This window comes from Flavobacterium sp. 38 (assembly GCF_057799715.1).
The window spans coordinates 161229-176854 of the sequence record NZ_JBYNWZ010000001.1 but is presented as its reverse complement, the minus strand read 5'-3'; the positions used below and the strand labels follow the sequence as shown (position 1 = coordinate 176854).

Sequence of the window (15626 nt, the reverse complement as noted above, 5' to 3'; positions counted from 1 at the left end):
TATATTTGCTTTAATTGAAATTTTTTGGCCAATTATTAGGATTTCGAACTTTTGGAATTCTTCTAAAATTTTACCTCTTCAAGTATTTTAAAACGGCATAATTTCTTACTTTTGAATTAAAATGTAATCCTCTAAGTTTTGTTCAAACGAATTTTTCCAGTTTTGTTTCTCTTTTTAATGTTGTCTTGCACTAAAAGCGAAAAACCTGTAATCTCCTTTTATTACTGGAAAACGATATTTAAATTCTCAAAAACAGAAAAAGAAGTTTTGGATGAAAATAAAGTTCAAAAGCTGTATGTAAGATATTTTGACATTGGACTTCATCCAGAATCAAATTTTCCAATTCCGATTAGTCCTGTTCGTTTTTTAGAAAATCCAAAAGAATATACAATTGTTCCAGTTGTTTTTATTCAGAACAAAGTGATGCTTCAGCCTCATCTTGATGTTAATGATCTGGCTCAGAAAACTTTTGATCTTATAGAACAAATTAATTCTAAAAACCAAATTTCGTGTAAGGAAATTCAAATTGATTGCGATTGGACATTAAAAAGCAAAGGGAATTATTTGAAATTTATAGAGGTTTTTAAAAAGCTTTCGAAGAAGAAACTTTCAGCTACCATTCGATTGCATCAAGTGAAATACTTCAAAAAAACGAAAATTCCAAATGTGGATTCAGGAGTTTTGATGTATTATAATATGGGATCGATTGCGCCCGATTCGCTAAATTCTATTTATGATGAAAAAGTAGCAGAACGATATCTTAAAAGTTTAAAAAGATATCCGCTGCATCTCGATTTTGCATTTCCAATTTATTCGTGGGGAGTTCATATTAGAAACAATAAAGTCATCGGACTCCGTTCTAAAATGAACAGTGTAGCATTAGAAAAAGATTCTAATTTTGAAAAAACAAGTTCGATTTTTTTCAGAGTAAAAAAAGCCAATTATAAAAATGGTGTTTTTTATGAAGAAAATGATCTCTTAAAAATAGAAGAAATTAAAACAGAAGATTTAAAAGAAATGGCAGAAGATTTGCAAGATAATCTTGTGGAAAAGCCAAACGAAATTATATTTTACGATTTAGACGAATTCAATTTAAATAATTATGAAAAGAATATTTTTGAGCAAGTTATTTCTTGTTTCTAGTGCCGTTTTGCTTTCTGCAGCCGGAATATATGCCTGTGCAGATGGAGATTGGGACTATTTAGGATCTTATAATTCAAATTTTACTCCAGAAACTTTTGCTGATAAATCGTATTCGCCATTGTTTTTGTCTGGCGGAATTTTCTACGGAATTGGTTTTGATACCCAGCATAATTCTCGTTTTAATAAAAACATAAAGTCGGATTGGGCAGATTACTTAAAAGGAAAAGCCGATACGACAACAGTCAATTATTTTTTGATTGGTGACGAAAAGCCTAGATATTATTCTGATGAAAAAAATGCAATCCAAAACAAAGAAGAAATAACCGATTTGCATGTTTTTTATAAAACAAAAAAGGAAAATAAAAGCTCTCAGAAATGGGGCAAAAAGCTTAATTTGAAAGATGAAAAGGTTAAAAATTTTGTCGAATTTTTGTATTTGGCTCAAAAAATAGAAACCGTTTCAATTGGAGAAGATTATTGGAGTTACGATCCTGTGGTGGCCAAAACTTTCAATGATGCTAAAATGATTCAGTCAATAGAAAATGTCTACAACACGCTGTCTGATCCATTTTTGAAAAACAGATATTGGTTTCTGACGATGAAAGCACGTTTTTATAGTAATGATAAGCAAAAAGCAGTTGACTTTTTCAATAAAACAGAAGGTTCTGTTGCAAAGAATACATTGTATTATCGTGCTTTAGCGTATGTTGCGGGAATTAATTTCAAGCAGAAAAAATATGCGACCTCCAATTATTTGTATGCTCAAGTTTTTGATAAATGTCCAGAATTAAGAGTGGTAACAGCTTATAGTTTCCGTCCAAAAAATGAATCAGATTGGACTAAAGCTCTGGCTATGGCAAAAAGCAATAAAGAGAAAGCGGCGCTTTGGGCAATTCACGGATATTATAAAGATGAAAAACAGGCAATTGAAAAAATCTACGAATTAGATCCGAAGAGTGAACATTTAAATTATCTTGGGACAAGATTGGTTAATTCGCTAGAGCAAAAAATAAATAATTCGTTTCAGCTGGACGGGCAAGGAGAAAATCAGAAACCAAAACCGCAGACAGTTGCCGAAAATAAAACAGAAAATAAAGCAAAAGTCGACAATAGCGCTGTTGATTTAATTGCAAAAATTTCTGCTGCAGGAAATACCGATAAACCCTATTTATGGGATATGGCACTTGGATATCTTCAAACGCTAAAAGGGGATTATGCTAATGCAGATAAAAATTATACTAAAGCAGAAAAAACGCTTCCAAAAACAGAATTGGCTGGAATGCAGCTTCGTTTATTGCGCTTTGTAAATAATTTAAGCAAGATTGATAAGCTGACAGATAAAAATGAAAAAACAATTCTTGCCGATTTGAATTGGCTGTATTACGAGCTTCCTAAAAATTATAAAGGAGAGGAATTTCGTTATCAAAATGCTTCTTCGTGGAGCAGAAGTTATTTGTCGCATTTGTATAAAGAAAGCGGCAATTTTGTGATGGCTGAGATTTATGGCGAATCACGTTATAGTTATTGGAATGACGGAAATGCTTTTTATGACAACGAAAAGAATTTGTTGGCGATAAAATCTTTCTTAGAAAAATCTAATAAGTCGGAAATTGAGAAAATCGGAGCAGGAATTTATAGTTTGAAGCTGAAAGATATTAATCAGTTTCAGGCAGTTCAGGCGACTTTCAAAAACAAGATTCCAGAAGCAATTGCTTTTATGCAACAAACAGATTCTGTTCAGCATTACAAGTTCTTAGGAAATCCGTTTAACGGAAACATAAAAGATTGTCATGATTGTGAGCACGCGGCGTATCAGAAGAAAAAATATACTTACATGGATTTCTTAACGACAATAAAATCGATGCAGGATAAATTAGCACAGAAAGAAGATGTTTACACGAACAGCCTTTTGCTAGGAAATGCGTTTTACAATATTTCTCATTTTGGAAACGGAAGAACTTTTTACGAAATCAGTATTGTAGGTTACGGTTCAAGTCCGTATTCGTTTAGAGATTCGATGAAAGAAATGATTACGAATAATTCGGTTTCTAAAATGTATTATCAAAAAGCTTTTGAAGCTGCTTCAAACAAAGAACAAAAAGCAAAATGTCTGTACTTGATTTCGAAATGCGAACGAAACGATTATTACAATAAAAAATACAGTGCAATAAACAGTTATTGGCAAATTCAAGACGATAAAGTTAATTTTATTGCCTGGAACTCATTCAAAGCTTTAAGAAAAGACTATTCGGATACGAAATATTATCAGGACGTAATTGCTGAATGCGGTTATTTTAATACGTACACAAATCAATAAACAGGAAAGATGGTAAACAAAATAGAACATATCGGAATTGCAGTAAAAAATATGGATGATGCCAATATTTTGTTCGAAAAAATGCTTGGTGTTCCGTCTTATAAAATGGAAGCCGTAGAAAGCGAAGGCGTTTTAACATCTTTCTTTCAAACCGGAAATAACAAAATAGAACTTTTGGTGGCAACGAATCCCGAAAGTCCGATTGCTAAATTTTTAGAAAAAAAGGGAGAAGGAATTCATCACATCGCTTTTGATGTTGATGATATCGAAGCAGAAATTGTTCGCTTAAAAAACGAAGGTTTTGTCTTGATTAATGAAGTTCCAAAGAAAGGTGCCGACAATAAATTGGTCGTTTTTCTTCATCCAAAGAACACAAATGGTGTTTTGGTAGAGCTTTGTCAAGAAATTAAATAAAAAAATGTCATTTTAATTTTTTGAATAAGAGGTTGAAAATCAATTTCGTTTTTGAGATTCGAAGAAACTTTTAAAATTAAATTAAAATGATGTCTTAAAATATTTGGAGTGAATGAAAAATAGTAGTAATATTGCATCCTCTAAACCGGTCCTATAGCTCAGCTGGTTAGAGCACCTGACTCATAATCAGGTGGTCCCTGGTTCGAGCCCAGGTGGGACCACTTCTTTAGAATAGAAAGCCTTTACAGAAATGTAGAGGCTTTTTTGTTTTTTAGGTCTTTTTGAAATGTGAAAATTGAAATCTTTTGATATCAAAAATTAAACTTTCTTTTCTATAAAATCTCTTAACTTTATCCATCCGAAACAAATTTAATCTTAAGATGGATAGATTAACTCCCGAACAGAGGAGGAAAACTATGCAGGCAATAAAAAGCACTGCTACAAAAGGTGAAGTAAGGCTTGCTAAAGCTTTGTGGAAATTGGGTCACAGATATCGAAAGAATAACAAAAAGATATTTGGAAGACCAGATCTTACTTTTGCCAAATATAAATTGGCCATTTTTGTCGATAGTGAATTCTTTCACGGAAAAGATTGGGAAACGGAGCAAATGAGGATTAAAACAAATCGGGAATATTGGATTCCGAAAATTGAAAGAAATATTCAAAGAGATGATGAAGTCAACAATTTTCTGGTTTCTGAAAATTGGACAGTTTTAAGGTTTTGGAGCAAAGAGATAGAAAAGAATCTCGAAGTTTGTTTGGCAAAAATTGAAGGAACAATAATGCTTTTAAGTATTTAAACTTTTTCAGTTTTTAATTTTCTAGCTTCGGCTTTTTCTAGGCATTTGAAAATTTCGGAAGCGAGTCTCTGTATCACGGGCATACTTACCGAATTTCCAGCTTGTTTGTAAAGACTAGAATTCGAAATTTTAGGTAGTTTATAATGGTCTGGAAAAACCTTGAAAACGAAAACATTCTCTTGGAGTTAGTTTTCTAAAGCCAAATTCGGTTGTAATAATTGGAACATTGTGGCCTCCAGTTCCCATATTTGCGGTTAAAGTAGGGCAGACTTCTTTTTTGTTTTCTCGTACATATTGTCTTCTAAACTGATAAATTCGGTCTTCGCGCACAACAGTTTCTTTGAGCATGTTGTACATGTATTTATCTTCGGTGTAGTAAAATTTTTTGTCTACTTTTTCTTTTGTGATTAAATCGGTAACCTTTTTCGTTAATTCTTCTTTTTCTGGAAAATTAAATTTGAAACCTTTTTTAACAAAATCCTTGTCAAAAGCAATCATGAAAATTCGTTCTCGATTATGCGGAATGTTACCGAAATTTTTGGTATTTAAGACCGCACTATCAAAGGTGTAATTGCGTTTTTTGATTTCGCGCTGAATTACTTTCATGGTATTTCCTTTATCGTGCCCTTTTAGGTTTTTTACATTTTCAAGAAATACCACTTTTGGCCTCATTTCGTCAATAAAATCTAATATTTTGAAGAAATGATTTCCTCTACTGTCTTTAAAACCTTTCCGATGGCCAGCGAGAGAAAAGGGCTGGCACGGAAATCCGGCAGTAAGAATGTCAGTTTTATTGAGTTTTTTTACGTCCAATTCCATAACATCACCTTCAATAAGAGAGTGGTCAAAATTGTTTCTATAAGTAACGCAAGCTTTTTTGTCAAATTCGTTCGCCCATTCTAATTTGAACCCCGCATTTTCAAAACCTAAACAAATACCGCCGACGCCTGCGTATAAACTTCCGACTGTATATTGGTTTTTCATTTGCTTGATTAGAGGTTTTGGAAATAGGTTTGAATTTGAAAGCCCAAATTTAACTGTACAAATATATTAATTTGAAAACATTCTCTTAAAAGTAATTAGAGTTGAATCCAAACTTCTTTTTTTGACGTAAATTTTAGTAACAGGTCTTTTTCTCATTGTAAAAAAAATCCAAATTCGGCTAAAATCAGGAAATTCTTATAAGCTTATAAGACTTATAAATAATAGCAAAAAAGAGTGATTGTTCTCTAGAGCGTTTTCTGAAAAGGATTAGCAGAATTTTGAAAAAAAATGTTAAAATTTGTTTTGTGTTTTTTGGTTTAAAAGTTGATTTTGTGCAAAAAACTTATACTTTTGTCCAAGATTTTGGAAGTAGAAATGCGTTTGTGCGAAATTTCCACAGAAGAATATTTATCAATAATTATCTAGAGTTGCTGATTTGCAATCGCTTGAATTTATGAAAAATCTAAAAGCCCCATTTTTAGTAATTGCCTTATTATTGTTGAATGTGTCATTGGCTGGACCGAAAGATATGCCACCTCCAGGAGAAGCGGTTAGTACGGCAGATGCTATGGCGAGTAGAGGTGGAACTCCTCCAAACTTTCCAATAGATAATAATGTAGTTTTTCTCTTCGCAGCTGGTTTGGTTTTAGGAGCTATTTCTATATATAAAAATAAAATGAAAAAAGCTTCAATTTAAATTGAAGCTTTTTTTGTAGAAAATTGAAAAACTTTATTTGTTGATTGAATAAAGGCGAGAAATGTATTTTCCAACTACATCAAACTCAAGGTTGATTTTTGTGCCAACTTTGATATCTTTAAAATTAGTGTGTTCGTAAGTGTACGGAATAATTGAGACGCTAAACTCATTTGTTTTCGAATTTACAACCGTCAGACTTACTCCGTTTACTGTAATCGAACCTTTTTCGATTGTAATATTGTTTAAGTTTTTATCGTATTCAAAAGTGTAGTTCCAGCTTCCGTTGGCTTCTTCGATTTTGATGCAAGTTCCAGTTTGATCTACGTGACCTTGTACAATATGTCCGTCTAAGCGGTCGCCAAGCTTCATTCCTCTTTCTAGATTTACAATATCATCAACTTTCCAATCGCCTATATTGGTTTTTATAATCGTTTCGTCAATTGCGGTTACCGTATAAAAAGAGTCTTTTATGGCAACAACTGTAAGGCATATTCCGTTGTGCGAAACGCTCTGGTCTATTTTTAATTCGTGTGTAATTGAAGAGTCAACTGTTATATGAAGATTGTTTTGGTCTTTTTGAATTTCGTGAATCCTGCCGAGTGTTTCTATAATTCCTGTGAACATTGTGGTTTTATTTTACTAAATTTGCACATCAAAATTAGTAATAAATAAACTGAGCTCATGAATAAAAAAGCAGAAAATATAATTGTTGGAATTTCAGTTGGAGATTTAAACGGTATTGGAAGCGAAGTTATACTCAAAACATTCGAAGATTCTCGGATGTTGGAATTGTGTACGCCGGTTATTTTTGCAAATGCTAAAATTCTTTCATTCGTTAGAAAAAGCTTTACATCGACAGTTCAATTTCATGGAGTTGACAAATTGGAGCAGGTTATACCCGGAAAAGTAAATGTCTTAAATCTTTGGAGAGAAGGTGTTGATCTAAATTTTGGAGTTAATGATCCTAAAATAGGAGAGTATGCGATTAAATCTTTTACAGCAGCAACAAAAGCTTTAAAAGATGGCGAAATTGATGTTTTGGTTACAGCTCCTATTAATAAATACAATATACAGTCTGAAGATTTTAAATTTCCGGGACATACAGATTATTTAGATCAGCAATTAGACGGCGATGCGCTAATGATGATGGTGCAGGATAATTTAAGAGTAGGTTTAATTACCGATCATGTGCCTCTTAACGAAGTTGCTTCACATTTGACAGAAGAATTAATTGCAAAAAAAATAGAAACAGTCAGAAAATCTTTGGTTCAGGATTTTAGCATCGTAAAACCAAAAATTGCAGTTTTAGGATTGAATCCGCATGCAGGTGATGGCGGTGTAATTGGTAAAGAAGATGATTTGATTTTGAAACCTGTTTTGAAAAAAATATTTGAAGCAGGAACAATGGTTTTTGGTCCTTTTCCGGCAGATGGCTTTTTTGGAAGCGGTCAATATGAAAAATATGATGCTATTGTAGCCATGTATCACGATCAAGGATTAATTCCATTTAAAACTTTATCTTTTGGTAAAGGAGTTAATTATACAGCAGGTTTAAATAGAATTAGAACTTCTCCAGATCATGGCACAGCTTACGATATTGCTGGGAAAGATATGGCAGATTACAATTCTTTTAAAGAAGCAGTCTATCTTGCAATCGATATTTTTCGCTCGCGTAATCAGTATGAGGAGATTAGCCAAAAACCTCTTAAAATAAAAGAAAAACAGTTATAAACAAAAAAAGGTGAATAAGATTATTAGATTTATAATAATTTTATATCTTTGCACCCCAATTCAGATATCTAGTTTTAGAACTGAATTGATCAAATTGATGTTGAAATGAGCAAAACAAAAGAATTTTTAATTCCTTTCGTAGGATTAAAACTAGGAAAACACCATTTTGAGTATCAGATAAATAACGAGTTCTTTAAGAATTTTGAATACGATGAGTTTCAAAGTTCAGACATTAAAGTCAATTTGCTTTTTGATAAAAAAAGTACAATGTTAGAGTTAGAATTCAAACACAAAGGAACCGTAAACGTGCCGTGTGATCTAACAGGCGAAGATTTTGATTTACCTATAAAAGGGAAAATGAAGTTGATAGTTCGTTTTGGAGATGAATTTAATGATGATAACGAAGAATTATTGATTTTACCACATGGTGAACACGAGATAGATGTTGCGCAGTATATTTATGAAATGATCGCGCTTTCAGTACCTCAAAAAAGAATTCATCCAGGGGTTAAAGATGGAAGTCTACAGACAGAAACTTTAACAAAATTGAATGAATTAAGTGTAAAAGAACAAAAGGAAGAGAGTAATAAAGAAGAAGATATTGACCCGCGTTGGGAAAAATTAAAGAAACTATTAACGGATAAATAATATAGTAAAATGGCACATCCTAAGAGAAAAACCTCGAAAACAAGAAGAGATAAGAGAAGAACACATTATAAAGCTACTGTAGCTCAAATCGCTACATGTCCTATCACAGGTGAGGCGCATTTATACCACAGAGCTTACTGGCATGAAGGTAAAATGTACTACAGAGGGCAAGTTGTTATCGATAAATCTGAAGCGGTTGCTTAATACGTTTTTGTAAATTATACTAGAACTCTCACATAGTGAGAGTTTTTTTTGTTGGTTATAATTTTCGTTTTTTAGGAAAATATAGACAAATTCGTTACGTTTTTTTTTGTAATTTTCAAGTCTTTTAAAAATTTTTCAAATTAATCATAATTTGAAAAGAAAATAATAGAATATAATGAATACAATCACAGCCGCAATTACCGCTGTTGGAGCTTATGTTCCTGACTTCGTTCTTTCGAACAAAGTACTAGAAACAATGGTTGATACCAATGATGAGTGGATTACCACTCGAACAGGAATTAAAGAAAGAAGAATTCTTAAAGATGCTGATAAAGGTACGTCGTACCTTGCGATAAAAGCAGCACAGGATTTAATTGCAAAAGCAAATATTGATCCGCTTGAGATTGATATGATTATAATGGCAACTGCAACACCAGATATGATGGTGGCTTCTACAGGAGTATTTGTTGCAACAGAAATTGGAGCGACAAATGCATTTGCATACGATTTGCAAGCTGCATGTTCAAGTTTCTTATACGGAATGTCTACTGCTGCGGCTTATGTTCAGTCAGGACGTTACAAAAAAGTACTTTTAATTGGTGCAGATAAAATGTCATCAATTGTAGATTATACAGATAGAGCAACTTGTATTATTTTTGGAGATGGGGCTGGTGCAGTTCTTTTCGAACCAAATTATGAAGGTCTTGGTTTACAGGATGAATATTTAAGAAGTGATGGCGTTGGACGCGATTTTCTTAAAATTCCTGCGGGAGGTTCTTTGATCCCGCCTAGTGAAGATACTGTAAAAAACAGACAGCACAATATTATGCAAGACGGTAAAACTGTTTTCAAATATGCTGTAACTAATATGGCAGATGCTAGCGAATTGATTTTGCAAAGAAATAATTTGACAAATCAAGATGTTGACTGGTTAGTGCCACACCAAGCTAATAAACGTATTATTGATGCTACTGCCGGAAGATTAGAATTGGACGATTCTAAAGTTTTGGTAAACATCGAAAGATATGGTAATACTACTTCTGGAACTTTACCATTAGTATTAGCTGATTTTGAAAATAAGCTTAAAAAAGGAGATAATGTTATCTTTGCCGCTTTTGGTGGAGGATTCACTTGGGGATCTATCTATTTAAAATGGGCTTACGATACAAAATAAATTAAAACTAAAAACGAATCATTATGGATTTAAAAGAAATTCAAAACCTAATCAAATTTGTTGCAAATTCGGGCGTTGCAGAAGTGAAGTTAGAAATGGATGATGTAAAAATCACGATCAGAACAACTTTAGAAACAAATGTAACAGAGGCAACTTACGTACAGCAATTACCAGCTCAGGCAGCTTTACCTCAAGCGGCAGTTCCACAAGTTACAGCTCCAACAGTTGTAAGTGTAACTCCAGAAGCTCCAGTAGCAGCTAACGATTCTAAATATATTACTATAAAATCTCCAATCATTGGAACATTCTATAGAAAACCATCTCCAGACAAACCAGTTTTCACAGAGGTTGGAAGCACAGTTTCTAAAGGTGATGTTCTTTGTGTAATTGAAGCAATGAAATTATTCAACGAAATCGAATCTGAAGTTTCTGGTAAAATTGTAAAAATTCTTGTAGACGATATGTCTCCAGTAGAATTTGACCAACCTTTATTCTTAGTAGATCCATCATAAATAAATTTAGATTTTAGATTTTAGATTTTAGAATGGTTCGAAGCAATTTTGTTAACCATCTAAAATTATCTAATTATCAAATTGTCTAATTAATTAAAATAAGATGTTTAAAAAAATATTAATTGCGAATAGAGGAGAAATTGCACTACGTGTAATTCGTACATGTAAGGAAATGGGAATCAAAACTGTTGCAGTTTACTCTACAGCCGACGCAGAAAGTTTACATGTTAAATTTGCTGACGAAGCGGTTTGTATTGGCCCTCCTCCGAGTAACTTATCGTATTTGAAAATGTCAAATATTATTGCAGCTGCTGAAATTACAAATGCAGATGCAATTCACCCAGGTTATGGATTTCTTTCTGAGAATGCTAAATTCTCAAAAATCTGTCAAGAGCACGGAATTAAATTTATCGGTGCTGCTCCAGAAATGATCGACCGTATGGGAGATAAAGCTTCTGCAAAAGCTACAATGAAAGCAGCAGGAGTTCCTTGTGTACCAGGTTCAGATGGATTATTAGAATCTTACGAACATGCACAAAAAACAGCAGCAGAAATTGGATATCCAGTTATGATGAAAGCTACTGCTGGTGGTGGTGGTAAAGGAATGCGTGCCATCTGGAAAGAAGAAGAGCTTTTAAAAGCTTGGGAAAGTGCACGTCAGGAAGCTGCTGCTGCGTTTGGAAATGACGGAATGTACATGGAAAAACTTATCGAAGAGCCACGTCATATCGAAATTCAAGTTGTTGGAGATGCATACGGAAAAGCTTGTCACCTTTCTGAAAGAGATTGTTCTGTACAGCGTCGTCACCAAAAACTTACTGAAGAAACACCTTCACCTTTCATGACAGATGAACTTCGTGCAAGAATGGGAGAAGCTGCTGTAAAAGCTGCTGAATTCATTAAATACGAAGGAGCTGGAACAGTAGAGTTTTTAGTAGACAAACACAGAAACTTCTACTTCATGGAAATGAATACTCGTATTCAAGTAGAGCACCCGATCACAGAACAAGTTATTGATTATGATTTGATCCGTGAGCAAATTATGGTTGCTGCTGGAATTCCGATTTCAGGTAAAAACTACCTTCCACAATTACACGCTATCGAATGCCGTATTAATGCTGAAGATCCATATAACGATTTTCGTCCTTCACCAGGAAAAATTACTACGCTTCATATGCCAGGAGGACACGGAGTACGTTTAGATACTCACGTATACTCAGGATATAGTATTCCGCCAAATTACGATTCTATGATTGCTAAGTTAATTACAACAGCGCAGTCTCGTGAAGAAGCTATCAGCAAAATGCGTAGAGCTTTGGATGAGTTCGTAATCGAAGGTGTGAAAACTACAATACCTTTTCACAGACAATTAATGGATGATCCAAAATATATTGCAGGAGATTATACAACTGCATTTATGGATACATTTAAAATGAAATCTATAGAGGAATAATATAAAGGCTGTCAATTTTGACAGCCTTTCTTTTTTATATACTTCCTCTTAAATTAAATTCCAATTTAAATTGCTTCGCCTGTTCGCTATCGCTCGAGTCCAAATTCCAAACTAGAGATGATTATATTGGGATTTGGAATTTCAAAAATTAGAATTTCCTAAGCTTGCAATGGAATTTGGAATTTCAAAATTTGGAATTTCAGCCAAGGTTACACTAAAAGTGTTTACTTATTACACACTTCTTTTCTCTTTTACACACCTTTTAAGTTTTATCTTTTTTTGCTATATTTGATGTAAAGCCTTTAAAAACAGGTTTTTATGGTCTTTGGCATGGCTCTTTTCTTTTACGGCACAATAATTTCATTATCTAAAGCGTAAACAACTATTAATTTAAATATATACGTTATGAAAAATTTATTTTTATCAGCCGCAATTGTCTTAGGAGGTTTAACTTCATTCGCTTCAACTACACAAGTAAATAATACAATCGTAAAAACGATTTCTATTGAAGAAGAATACACTGAAATTAAATTAGAAGAATTACCAGCAGCAATTACAGAATCTTTGAAAAAAGCTTATCCAACTGCAGTAATCACTAAAGCTTACAAAAACGAAAAGTCAGAGTACAAACTTGATGTTACTGTTGGTGACAAAGTTGGAAATCTTTTTGCTAATGCAGACGGAACCTGGATTCAAAAATAATTCAAAATTCTAAAGTATTCGTATTATGAAAATTCAAATAAAGAATACTAAAATCAAATTAACTACATTAAAATATAACTATCATGAAAAATTTATTTCTATCAGCCGCAATCGTTTTGGGAGGTTTAACATCATTTGCTTCAACTTCGCCAATTTCAAATACAATCGTTAAAACAATTTCTATTCAAGACGAATATACAGAAATTAAAGTAGTAGAAGTTCCAACAGCGGTAACTGACGCTCTTAAAAAAGCATATCCAGATGCAGTTTTGACTAAAGCATTCAAAAATGAAAAGTCAGAATATAAACTAGAAGTTACTGTTGGTGACAAAACAGGAAATCTTTTTGCTAACGCAGATGGTACTTGGATTAAAAAATAATTAAGTCTAACCCTTAAAAACTATTACTATGAAAAAGTTAATCTTATCGGCAGCAATTGTTTTAGGCAGTTTGTCGATGTACGCAGAGACCCCTGTTGCAACTACTCCAATAGTGCATACAGTAAATGATCAGGATGGATATAAAGAAGTGGACGGAGTTCCGGCAGCCGTAAAAAAAGGTTTAGATGACGCTTATCCTGGTGTAGTACTTGAAAAAGCATGGGTTAATGATAAAAAGGAGTACAAAATTGAGATAACCGTTCGAGGCGAAAAATCGATCGTTTATACAGATGCTTCTGGTAAAATCCTTAAAAAATAATTTAAACCACTAAATATTATGAAAAAGTTAATCTTATCAGCAGCGATTGTTTTAGGAAGTCTTTCAGTGAACGCTACAGTTCTTCCAGCGATTTCGATTTCTCAATCAGTACTTGTTCAGGATGGATATACTGAAGTTGCTTTAGATGCTGTTCCGGCAGCAGTGAAGTCTACAGTTGAAAAATCTTTTCCAAATACTAAGCTTGAGAAAGCTTATAAAAATGATAAAAACGAGTTTAAGCTTGAAATTTCAAGTGGAGACAAGAAGTATACTATTTTCACAGATGCTTCTGGGAACATCATTAAAAAATAATTTAAAATCAGCATCATGAAAAAACTAATCTTATCAGCTATGGTAGTTTTAGGAACAATGTCAATTCATGCCAATGTATTGCCTGTTTCTCAAAACACTAAAGCGACTGTAACTGTTCAGTCAGAATACACTGAAGTTACGGCAGATGCTGTGCCTGCAGCAGTAAAAACTGCTCTGCAGACTGCTTATCCAGGAGCAAAACTGGAGAAAGCATTTGTAAACGAAAAAAAAGAGTATAAACTCGAAATATCAGTTGGAGACCAGAAGGCTACTGTTTATTCAGATGTCAATGGTAACTGGTTGAAGATATAATTAGGTGAATTTAGATTTATGTTTTTGGTGAAAAAGAGATTGCGTCGTGCAATCTCTTTTTTTTTACATATTTTACATAAATTTATGAAATAACAAGTTTAATAATATTATTTTAGCAAAAAAGTCCCTCAAACCAAATGCCGAAGATATTACTGATAGAAGATGATATTGCGTTTTGCAAATTATTAGAGAAATTTCTAATCAAAAAAGCGTATGACGTAACGATAGCTTTCTCTGCAGCAGAAGCACGTGAAGCGGTTAAAAACGAATCTTTCGATTTGATTTTGACAGATCTTCGCTTGCCTGATTCTGACGGTATCGGACTTATGTCTGAATTTAAAAATTCTTATCCTCATATTCCTGTTATTTTAATGACGGGCTATTCTGATGTAAACACTGCGGTAAAAGCCATTAAAAACGGTGCTGCAGATTATATTTCAAAACCATTTAATCCAGATGAGGTTCTTCTTGTTATTACCAATGCGCTTCAAGCGCCAAAAGTGGAAGAAGAAGAAACTCCTGTAAAAGAAAAAAAGACTGCAAAAAAGCAGTCTCCATCAGGAGAAAATGAATTTGTTAAAGGAATTTCTGTTGCATCCAAAAAACTTTTAGATCACATTCAGCTGGTAAGTCCGACCGATATGTCGGTTTTAATAATTGGAGAAAGCGGAACAGGAAAAGAAATCATTGCAAAAAGCATTCATCAGCAAAGCAGAAGAAAAGACAGTAATTTTATTGCAGTCGATTGCGGTGCGATTCCGAAAGAATTGGCTGCTAGCGAATTTTTCGGACATTTAAAAGGATCTTTCACAGGAGCTATCAACGATAAAAAAGGATATTTTGAAGCTGCAAATGGCGGAACTTTATTTTTGGACGAAATTGGAAATCTTTCTTACGAAAATCAAATTCAGCTTTTAAGAGCGCTTCAAGAACGAAAAATTAAACCTGTTGGAAGCAATAAAGAAATAAATGTCGATATACGCATTATTACAGCTACAAACGAAGATTTGCGCGAGGCAGTAAAAAACGGCGATTTTAGAGAAGATTTATACCATAGAATCAACGAGTTTTCGATTCAATCACCATCTTTAAAAGATCGTGGTGAAGATTTAATGGTTTTTGCCGATTATTTCTTAGAAAAAGCCAATCAGCAATTGCATAAAGAAGTCATCGGATTTTCGCCAGAAGTGGTTTCTATTTTTCAGAATTACAACTGGCCTGGAAACTTGCGAGAATTGCAAAACTGCGTAAAACGTGCTACGCTTTTAACTCGAGGAGATTTTATTGAAAGCGATGTTCTCCCAGCAGAATTTTTTCAGATTCAAACACAGCAATCACCCGCAAATGAAGTTTTCTCTTTATCTGAAAATGAAAAAGAAACGATCATACATGCGTTGTCTAAAACGCAGAATAATAAATCTGAAGCAGCAAAATTGCTGAAAATTACCAGAAAAACACTTTACAATAAATTGAAACAATATAATATTGAATAAAAAAAGCAGTCTGTTTAGACTGCTTTTTTTA

At 33.3% G+C, this 15626-nt stretch carries 20 protein-coding genes and 1 tRNA gene; 18 read left to right on the top strand and 3 right to left on the bottom strand.

Translation table 11 applies throughout. From position 1 onward, the window contains the following. Positions 1–267 precede the first annotated feature (267 nt). From AC3E9W_RS00815 to AC3E9W_RS00795, 5 genes are all read left to right on the top strand, one after another. Positions 268–1143 carry a hypothetical protein gene (locus tag AC3E9W_RS00815; RefSeq protein ID WP_488766286.1) on the top strand — a complete coding sequence of 292 codons (876 nt, stop codon included), beginning with the start codon at positions 268–270 and terminating at the stop codon, positions 1141–1143. Then, positions 1103–3460 carry a hypothetical protein gene (locus AC3E9W_RS00810; protein ID WP_488766284.1) on the top strand — a complete coding sequence of 786 codons (2358 nt, stop codon included), beginning with the start codon at positions 1103–1105 and terminating at the stop codon, positions 3458–3460. Before AC3E9W_RS00815 ends, AC3E9W_RS00810 begins: the two co-directional genes overlap by 41 nt. 9 nt (positions 3461–3469) lie before the next feature. Further along, positions 3470–3874, top strand: coding sequence for a methylmalonyl-CoA epimerase (gene mce / locus AC3E9W_RS00805; RefSeq protein ID WP_456894733.1), 405 nt, complete (start codon positions 3470–3472; stop codon positions 3872–3874). 147 nt (positions 3875–4021) lie between these two features. Continuing rightward, positions 4022–4095, top strand: a tRNA-Ile gene (locus tag AC3E9W_RS00800). A 159-nt stretch (positions 4096–4254) separates the two neighbouring features. Then, the gene (locus AC3E9W_RS00795) at positions 4255–4674 is read left to right on the top strand and encodes a very short patch repair endonuclease (RefSeq protein WP_306153426.1); all 420 of its coding nucleotides are present in this window, start codon (positions 4255–4257) and stop codon (positions 4672–4674) included. Here the strand turns inward: AC3E9W_RS00795 and AC3E9W_RS00790 are convergent. Then, on the bottom strand, positions 4671–4802 hold the full coding sequence (locus AC3E9W_RS00790; RefSeq protein WP_488767287.1) for a hypothetical protein: 132 nt from the start codon (positions 4800–4802) through the stop codon (positions 4671–4673). The two genes, AC3E9W_RS00795 and AC3E9W_RS00790, sit on opposite strands and share 4 nt — an antisense overlap. A 10-nt stretch (positions 4803–4812) precedes the next feature. Beyond that, positions 4813–5658, bottom strand: a complete 846-nt coding sequence (gene dcm, locus AC3E9W_RS00785; RefSeq protein ID WP_488766282.1) for a DNA (cytosine-5-)-methyltransferase — start codon at positions 5656–5658, stop codon at positions 4813–4815. Positions 5659–6112: 454 nt separating this feature from the next. On the opposite strand from dcm, the gene AC3E9W_RS00780 reads away from it, so the two are divergent. Then, a complete protein-coding gene (locus tag AC3E9W_RS00780; protein WP_488766280.1) occupies positions 6113–6355 on the top strand; it encodes a hypothetical protein in 243 nt (80 codons plus the stop codon). A 33-nt stretch (positions 6356–6388) separates the two neighbouring features. On the opposite strand, the gene AC3E9W_RS00775 is transcribed toward AC3E9W_RS00780, so the two are convergent. Further along, entirely contained in the window at positions 6389–6979 is a 591-nt protein-coding gene (locus tag AC3E9W_RS00775; RefSeq protein WP_488766278.1) for a riboflavin synthase, read from the bottom strand. Positions 6980–7036: 57 nt separating this feature from the next. Here AC3E9W_RS00775 and pdxA point away from each other — a divergent pair, with 57 nt between their 5' ends. The 12 genes from pdxA to AC3E9W_RS00715 all read left to right on the top strand — a co-directional run bounded on the left by pdxA (position 7037) and on the right by AC3E9W_RS00715 (position 15595). After that, positions 7037–8086 carry a 4-hydroxythreonine-4-phosphate dehydrogenase PdxA gene (pdxA, locus tag AC3E9W_RS00770; protein ID WP_488766277.1) on the top strand — a complete coding sequence of 350 codons (1050 nt, stop codon included), beginning with the start codon at positions 7037–7039 and terminating at the stop codon, positions 8084–8086. Between the two features lie 105 nt (positions 8087–8191). Next, positions 8192–8734 carry a YceD family protein gene (locus tag AC3E9W_RS00765; protein ID WP_456894745.1) on the top strand — a complete coding sequence of 181 codons (543 nt, stop codon included), beginning with the start codon at positions 8192–8194 and terminating at the stop codon, positions 8732–8734. A 9-nt stretch (positions 8735–8743) separates the two neighbouring features. Beyond that, entirely contained in the window at positions 8744–8938 is a 195-nt protein-coding gene (rpmF, locus tag AC3E9W_RS00760) for a 50S ribosomal protein L32 (protein WP_008465217.1), read from the top strand. Positions 8939–9113: 175 nt separating this feature from the next. Continuing rightward, positions 9114–10112 (top strand): beta-ketoacyl-ACP synthase III, encoded by a 999-nt coding sequence (locus AC3E9W_RS00755; protein WP_306153397.1) that lies wholly within the window; start codon positions 9114–9116, stop codon positions 10110–10112. A gap of 23 nt (positions 10113–10135) precedes the next feature. Further along, entirely contained in the window at positions 10136–10624 is a 489-nt protein-coding gene (gene accB, locus AC3E9W_RS00750; protein WP_488766274.1) for an acetyl-CoA carboxylase biotin carboxyl carrier protein, read from the top strand. Positions 10625–10727: 103 nt separating this feature from the next. After that, the gene (gene accC / locus AC3E9W_RS00745; RefSeq protein ID WP_456894749.1) at positions 10728–12077 is read left to right on the top strand and encodes an acetyl-CoA carboxylase biotin carboxylase subunit; all 1350 of its coding nucleotides are present in this window, start codon (positions 10728–10730) and stop codon (positions 12075–12077) included. A 405-nt stretch (positions 12078–12482) separates the two neighbouring features. Next, on the top strand, positions 12483–12779 hold the full coding sequence (locus tag AC3E9W_RS00740) for a hypothetical protein (protein WP_456894751.1): 297 nt from the start codon (positions 12483–12485) through the stop codon (positions 12777–12779). Between the two features lie 83 nt (positions 12780–12862). Beyond that, on the top strand, positions 12863–13159 hold the full coding sequence (locus AC3E9W_RS00735) for a hypothetical protein (RefSeq protein ID WP_306153388.1): 297 nt from the start codon (positions 12863–12865) through the stop codon (positions 13157–13159). Positions 13160–13187: 28 nt separating this feature from the next. After that, positions 13188–13478 carry a hypothetical protein gene (locus AC3E9W_RS00730; protein ID WP_306153385.1) on the top strand — a complete coding sequence of 97 codons (291 nt, stop codon included), beginning with the start codon at positions 13188–13190 and terminating at the stop codon, positions 13476–13478. An 18-nt stretch (positions 13479–13496) separates the two neighbouring features. After that, positions 13497–13790 carry a PepSY-like domain-containing protein gene (locus AC3E9W_RS00725; protein WP_306153383.1) on the top strand — a complete coding sequence of 98 codons (294 nt, stop codon included), beginning with the start codon at positions 13497–13499 and terminating at the stop codon, positions 13788–13790. A 15-nt stretch (positions 13791–13805) separates the two neighbouring features. Then, positions 13806–14102 (top strand): PepSY-like domain-containing protein, encoded by a 297-nt coding sequence (locus AC3E9W_RS00720; RefSeq protein ID WP_488766272.1) that lies wholly within the window; start codon positions 13806–13808, stop codon positions 14100–14102. 137 nt (positions 14103–14239) lie between these two features. Continuing rightward, positions 14240–15595, top strand: coding sequence for a sigma-54-dependent transcriptional regulator (locus AC3E9W_RS00715; RefSeq protein ID WP_488766270.1), 1356 nt, complete (start codon positions 14240–14242; stop codon positions 15593–15595). Positions 15596–15626: the final 31 nt, after the last annotated feature.

Coding starts and splice junctions, on each gene's coding strand:
- pdxA (WP_488766277.1), top strand. CDS start 7,037: ATGAATAAAAAAGCAGAAAATATAATTGTTGGAATTTCAGTTGGAGAT.
- AC3E9W_RS00715 (WP_488766270.1), top strand. CDS start 14,240: ATGCCGAAGATATTACTGATAGAAGATGATATTGCGTTTTGCAAATTA.
- AC3E9W_RS00810 (WP_488766284.1), top strand. CDS start 1,103: ATGAAAAGAATATTTTTGAGCAAGTTATTTCTTGTTTCTAGTGCCGTT.
- mce (WP_456894733.1), top strand. CDS start 3,470: ATGGTAAACAAAATAGAACATATCGGAATTGCAGTAAAAAATATGGAT.
- AC3E9W_RS00725 (WP_306153383.1), top strand. CDS start 13,497: ATGAAAAAGTTAATCTTATCAGCAGCGATTGTTTTAGGAAGTCTTTCA.
- AC3E9W_RS00775 (WP_488766278.1), bottom strand. CDS start 6,979: ATGTTCACAGGAATTATAGAAACACTCGGCAGGATTCACGAAATTCAA.
- AC3E9W_RS00735 (WP_306153388.1), top strand. CDS start 12,863: ATGAAAAATTTATTTCTATCAGCCGCAATCGTTTTGGGAGGTTTAACA.
- dcm (WP_488766282.1), bottom strand. CDS start 5,658: ATGAAAAACCAATATACAGTCGGAAGTTTATACGCAGGCGTCGGCGGT.
- accB (WP_488766274.1), top strand. CDS start 10,136: ATGGATTTAAAAGAAATTCAAAACCTAATCAAATTTGTTGCAAATTCG.
- rpmF (WP_008465217.1), top strand. CDS start 8,744: ATGGCACATCCTAAGAGAAAAACCTCGAAAACAAGAAGAGATAAGAGA.
- AC3E9W_RS00795 (WP_306153426.1), top strand. CDS start 4,255: ATGGATAGATTAACTCCCGAACAGAGGAGGAAAACTATGCAGGCAATA.
- AC3E9W_RS00765 (WP_456894745.1), top strand. CDS start 8,192: ATGAGCAAAACAAAAGAATTTTTAATTCCTTTCGTAGGATTAAAACTA.
- AC3E9W_RS00730 (WP_306153385.1), top strand. CDS start 13,188: ATGAAAAAGTTAATCTTATCGGCAGCAATTGTTTTAGGCAGTTTGTCG.
- AC3E9W_RS00740 (WP_456894751.1), top strand. CDS start 12,483: ATGAAAAATTTATTTTTATCAGCCGCAATTGTCTTAGGAGGTTTAACT.
- AC3E9W_RS00720 (WP_488766272.1), top strand. CDS start 13,806: ATGAAAAAACTAATCTTATCAGCTATGGTAGTTTTAGGAACAATGTCA.
- AC3E9W_RS00780 (WP_488766280.1), top strand. CDS start 6,113: ATGAAAAATCTAAAAGCCCCATTTTTAGTAATTGCCTTATTATTGTTG.
- AC3E9W_RS00755 (WP_306153397.1), top strand. CDS start 9,114: ATGAATACAATCACAGCCGCAATTACCGCTGTTGGAGCTTATGTTCCT.
- accC (WP_456894749.1), top strand. CDS start 10,728: ATGTTTAAAAAAATATTAATTGCGAATAGAGGAGAAATTGCACTACGT.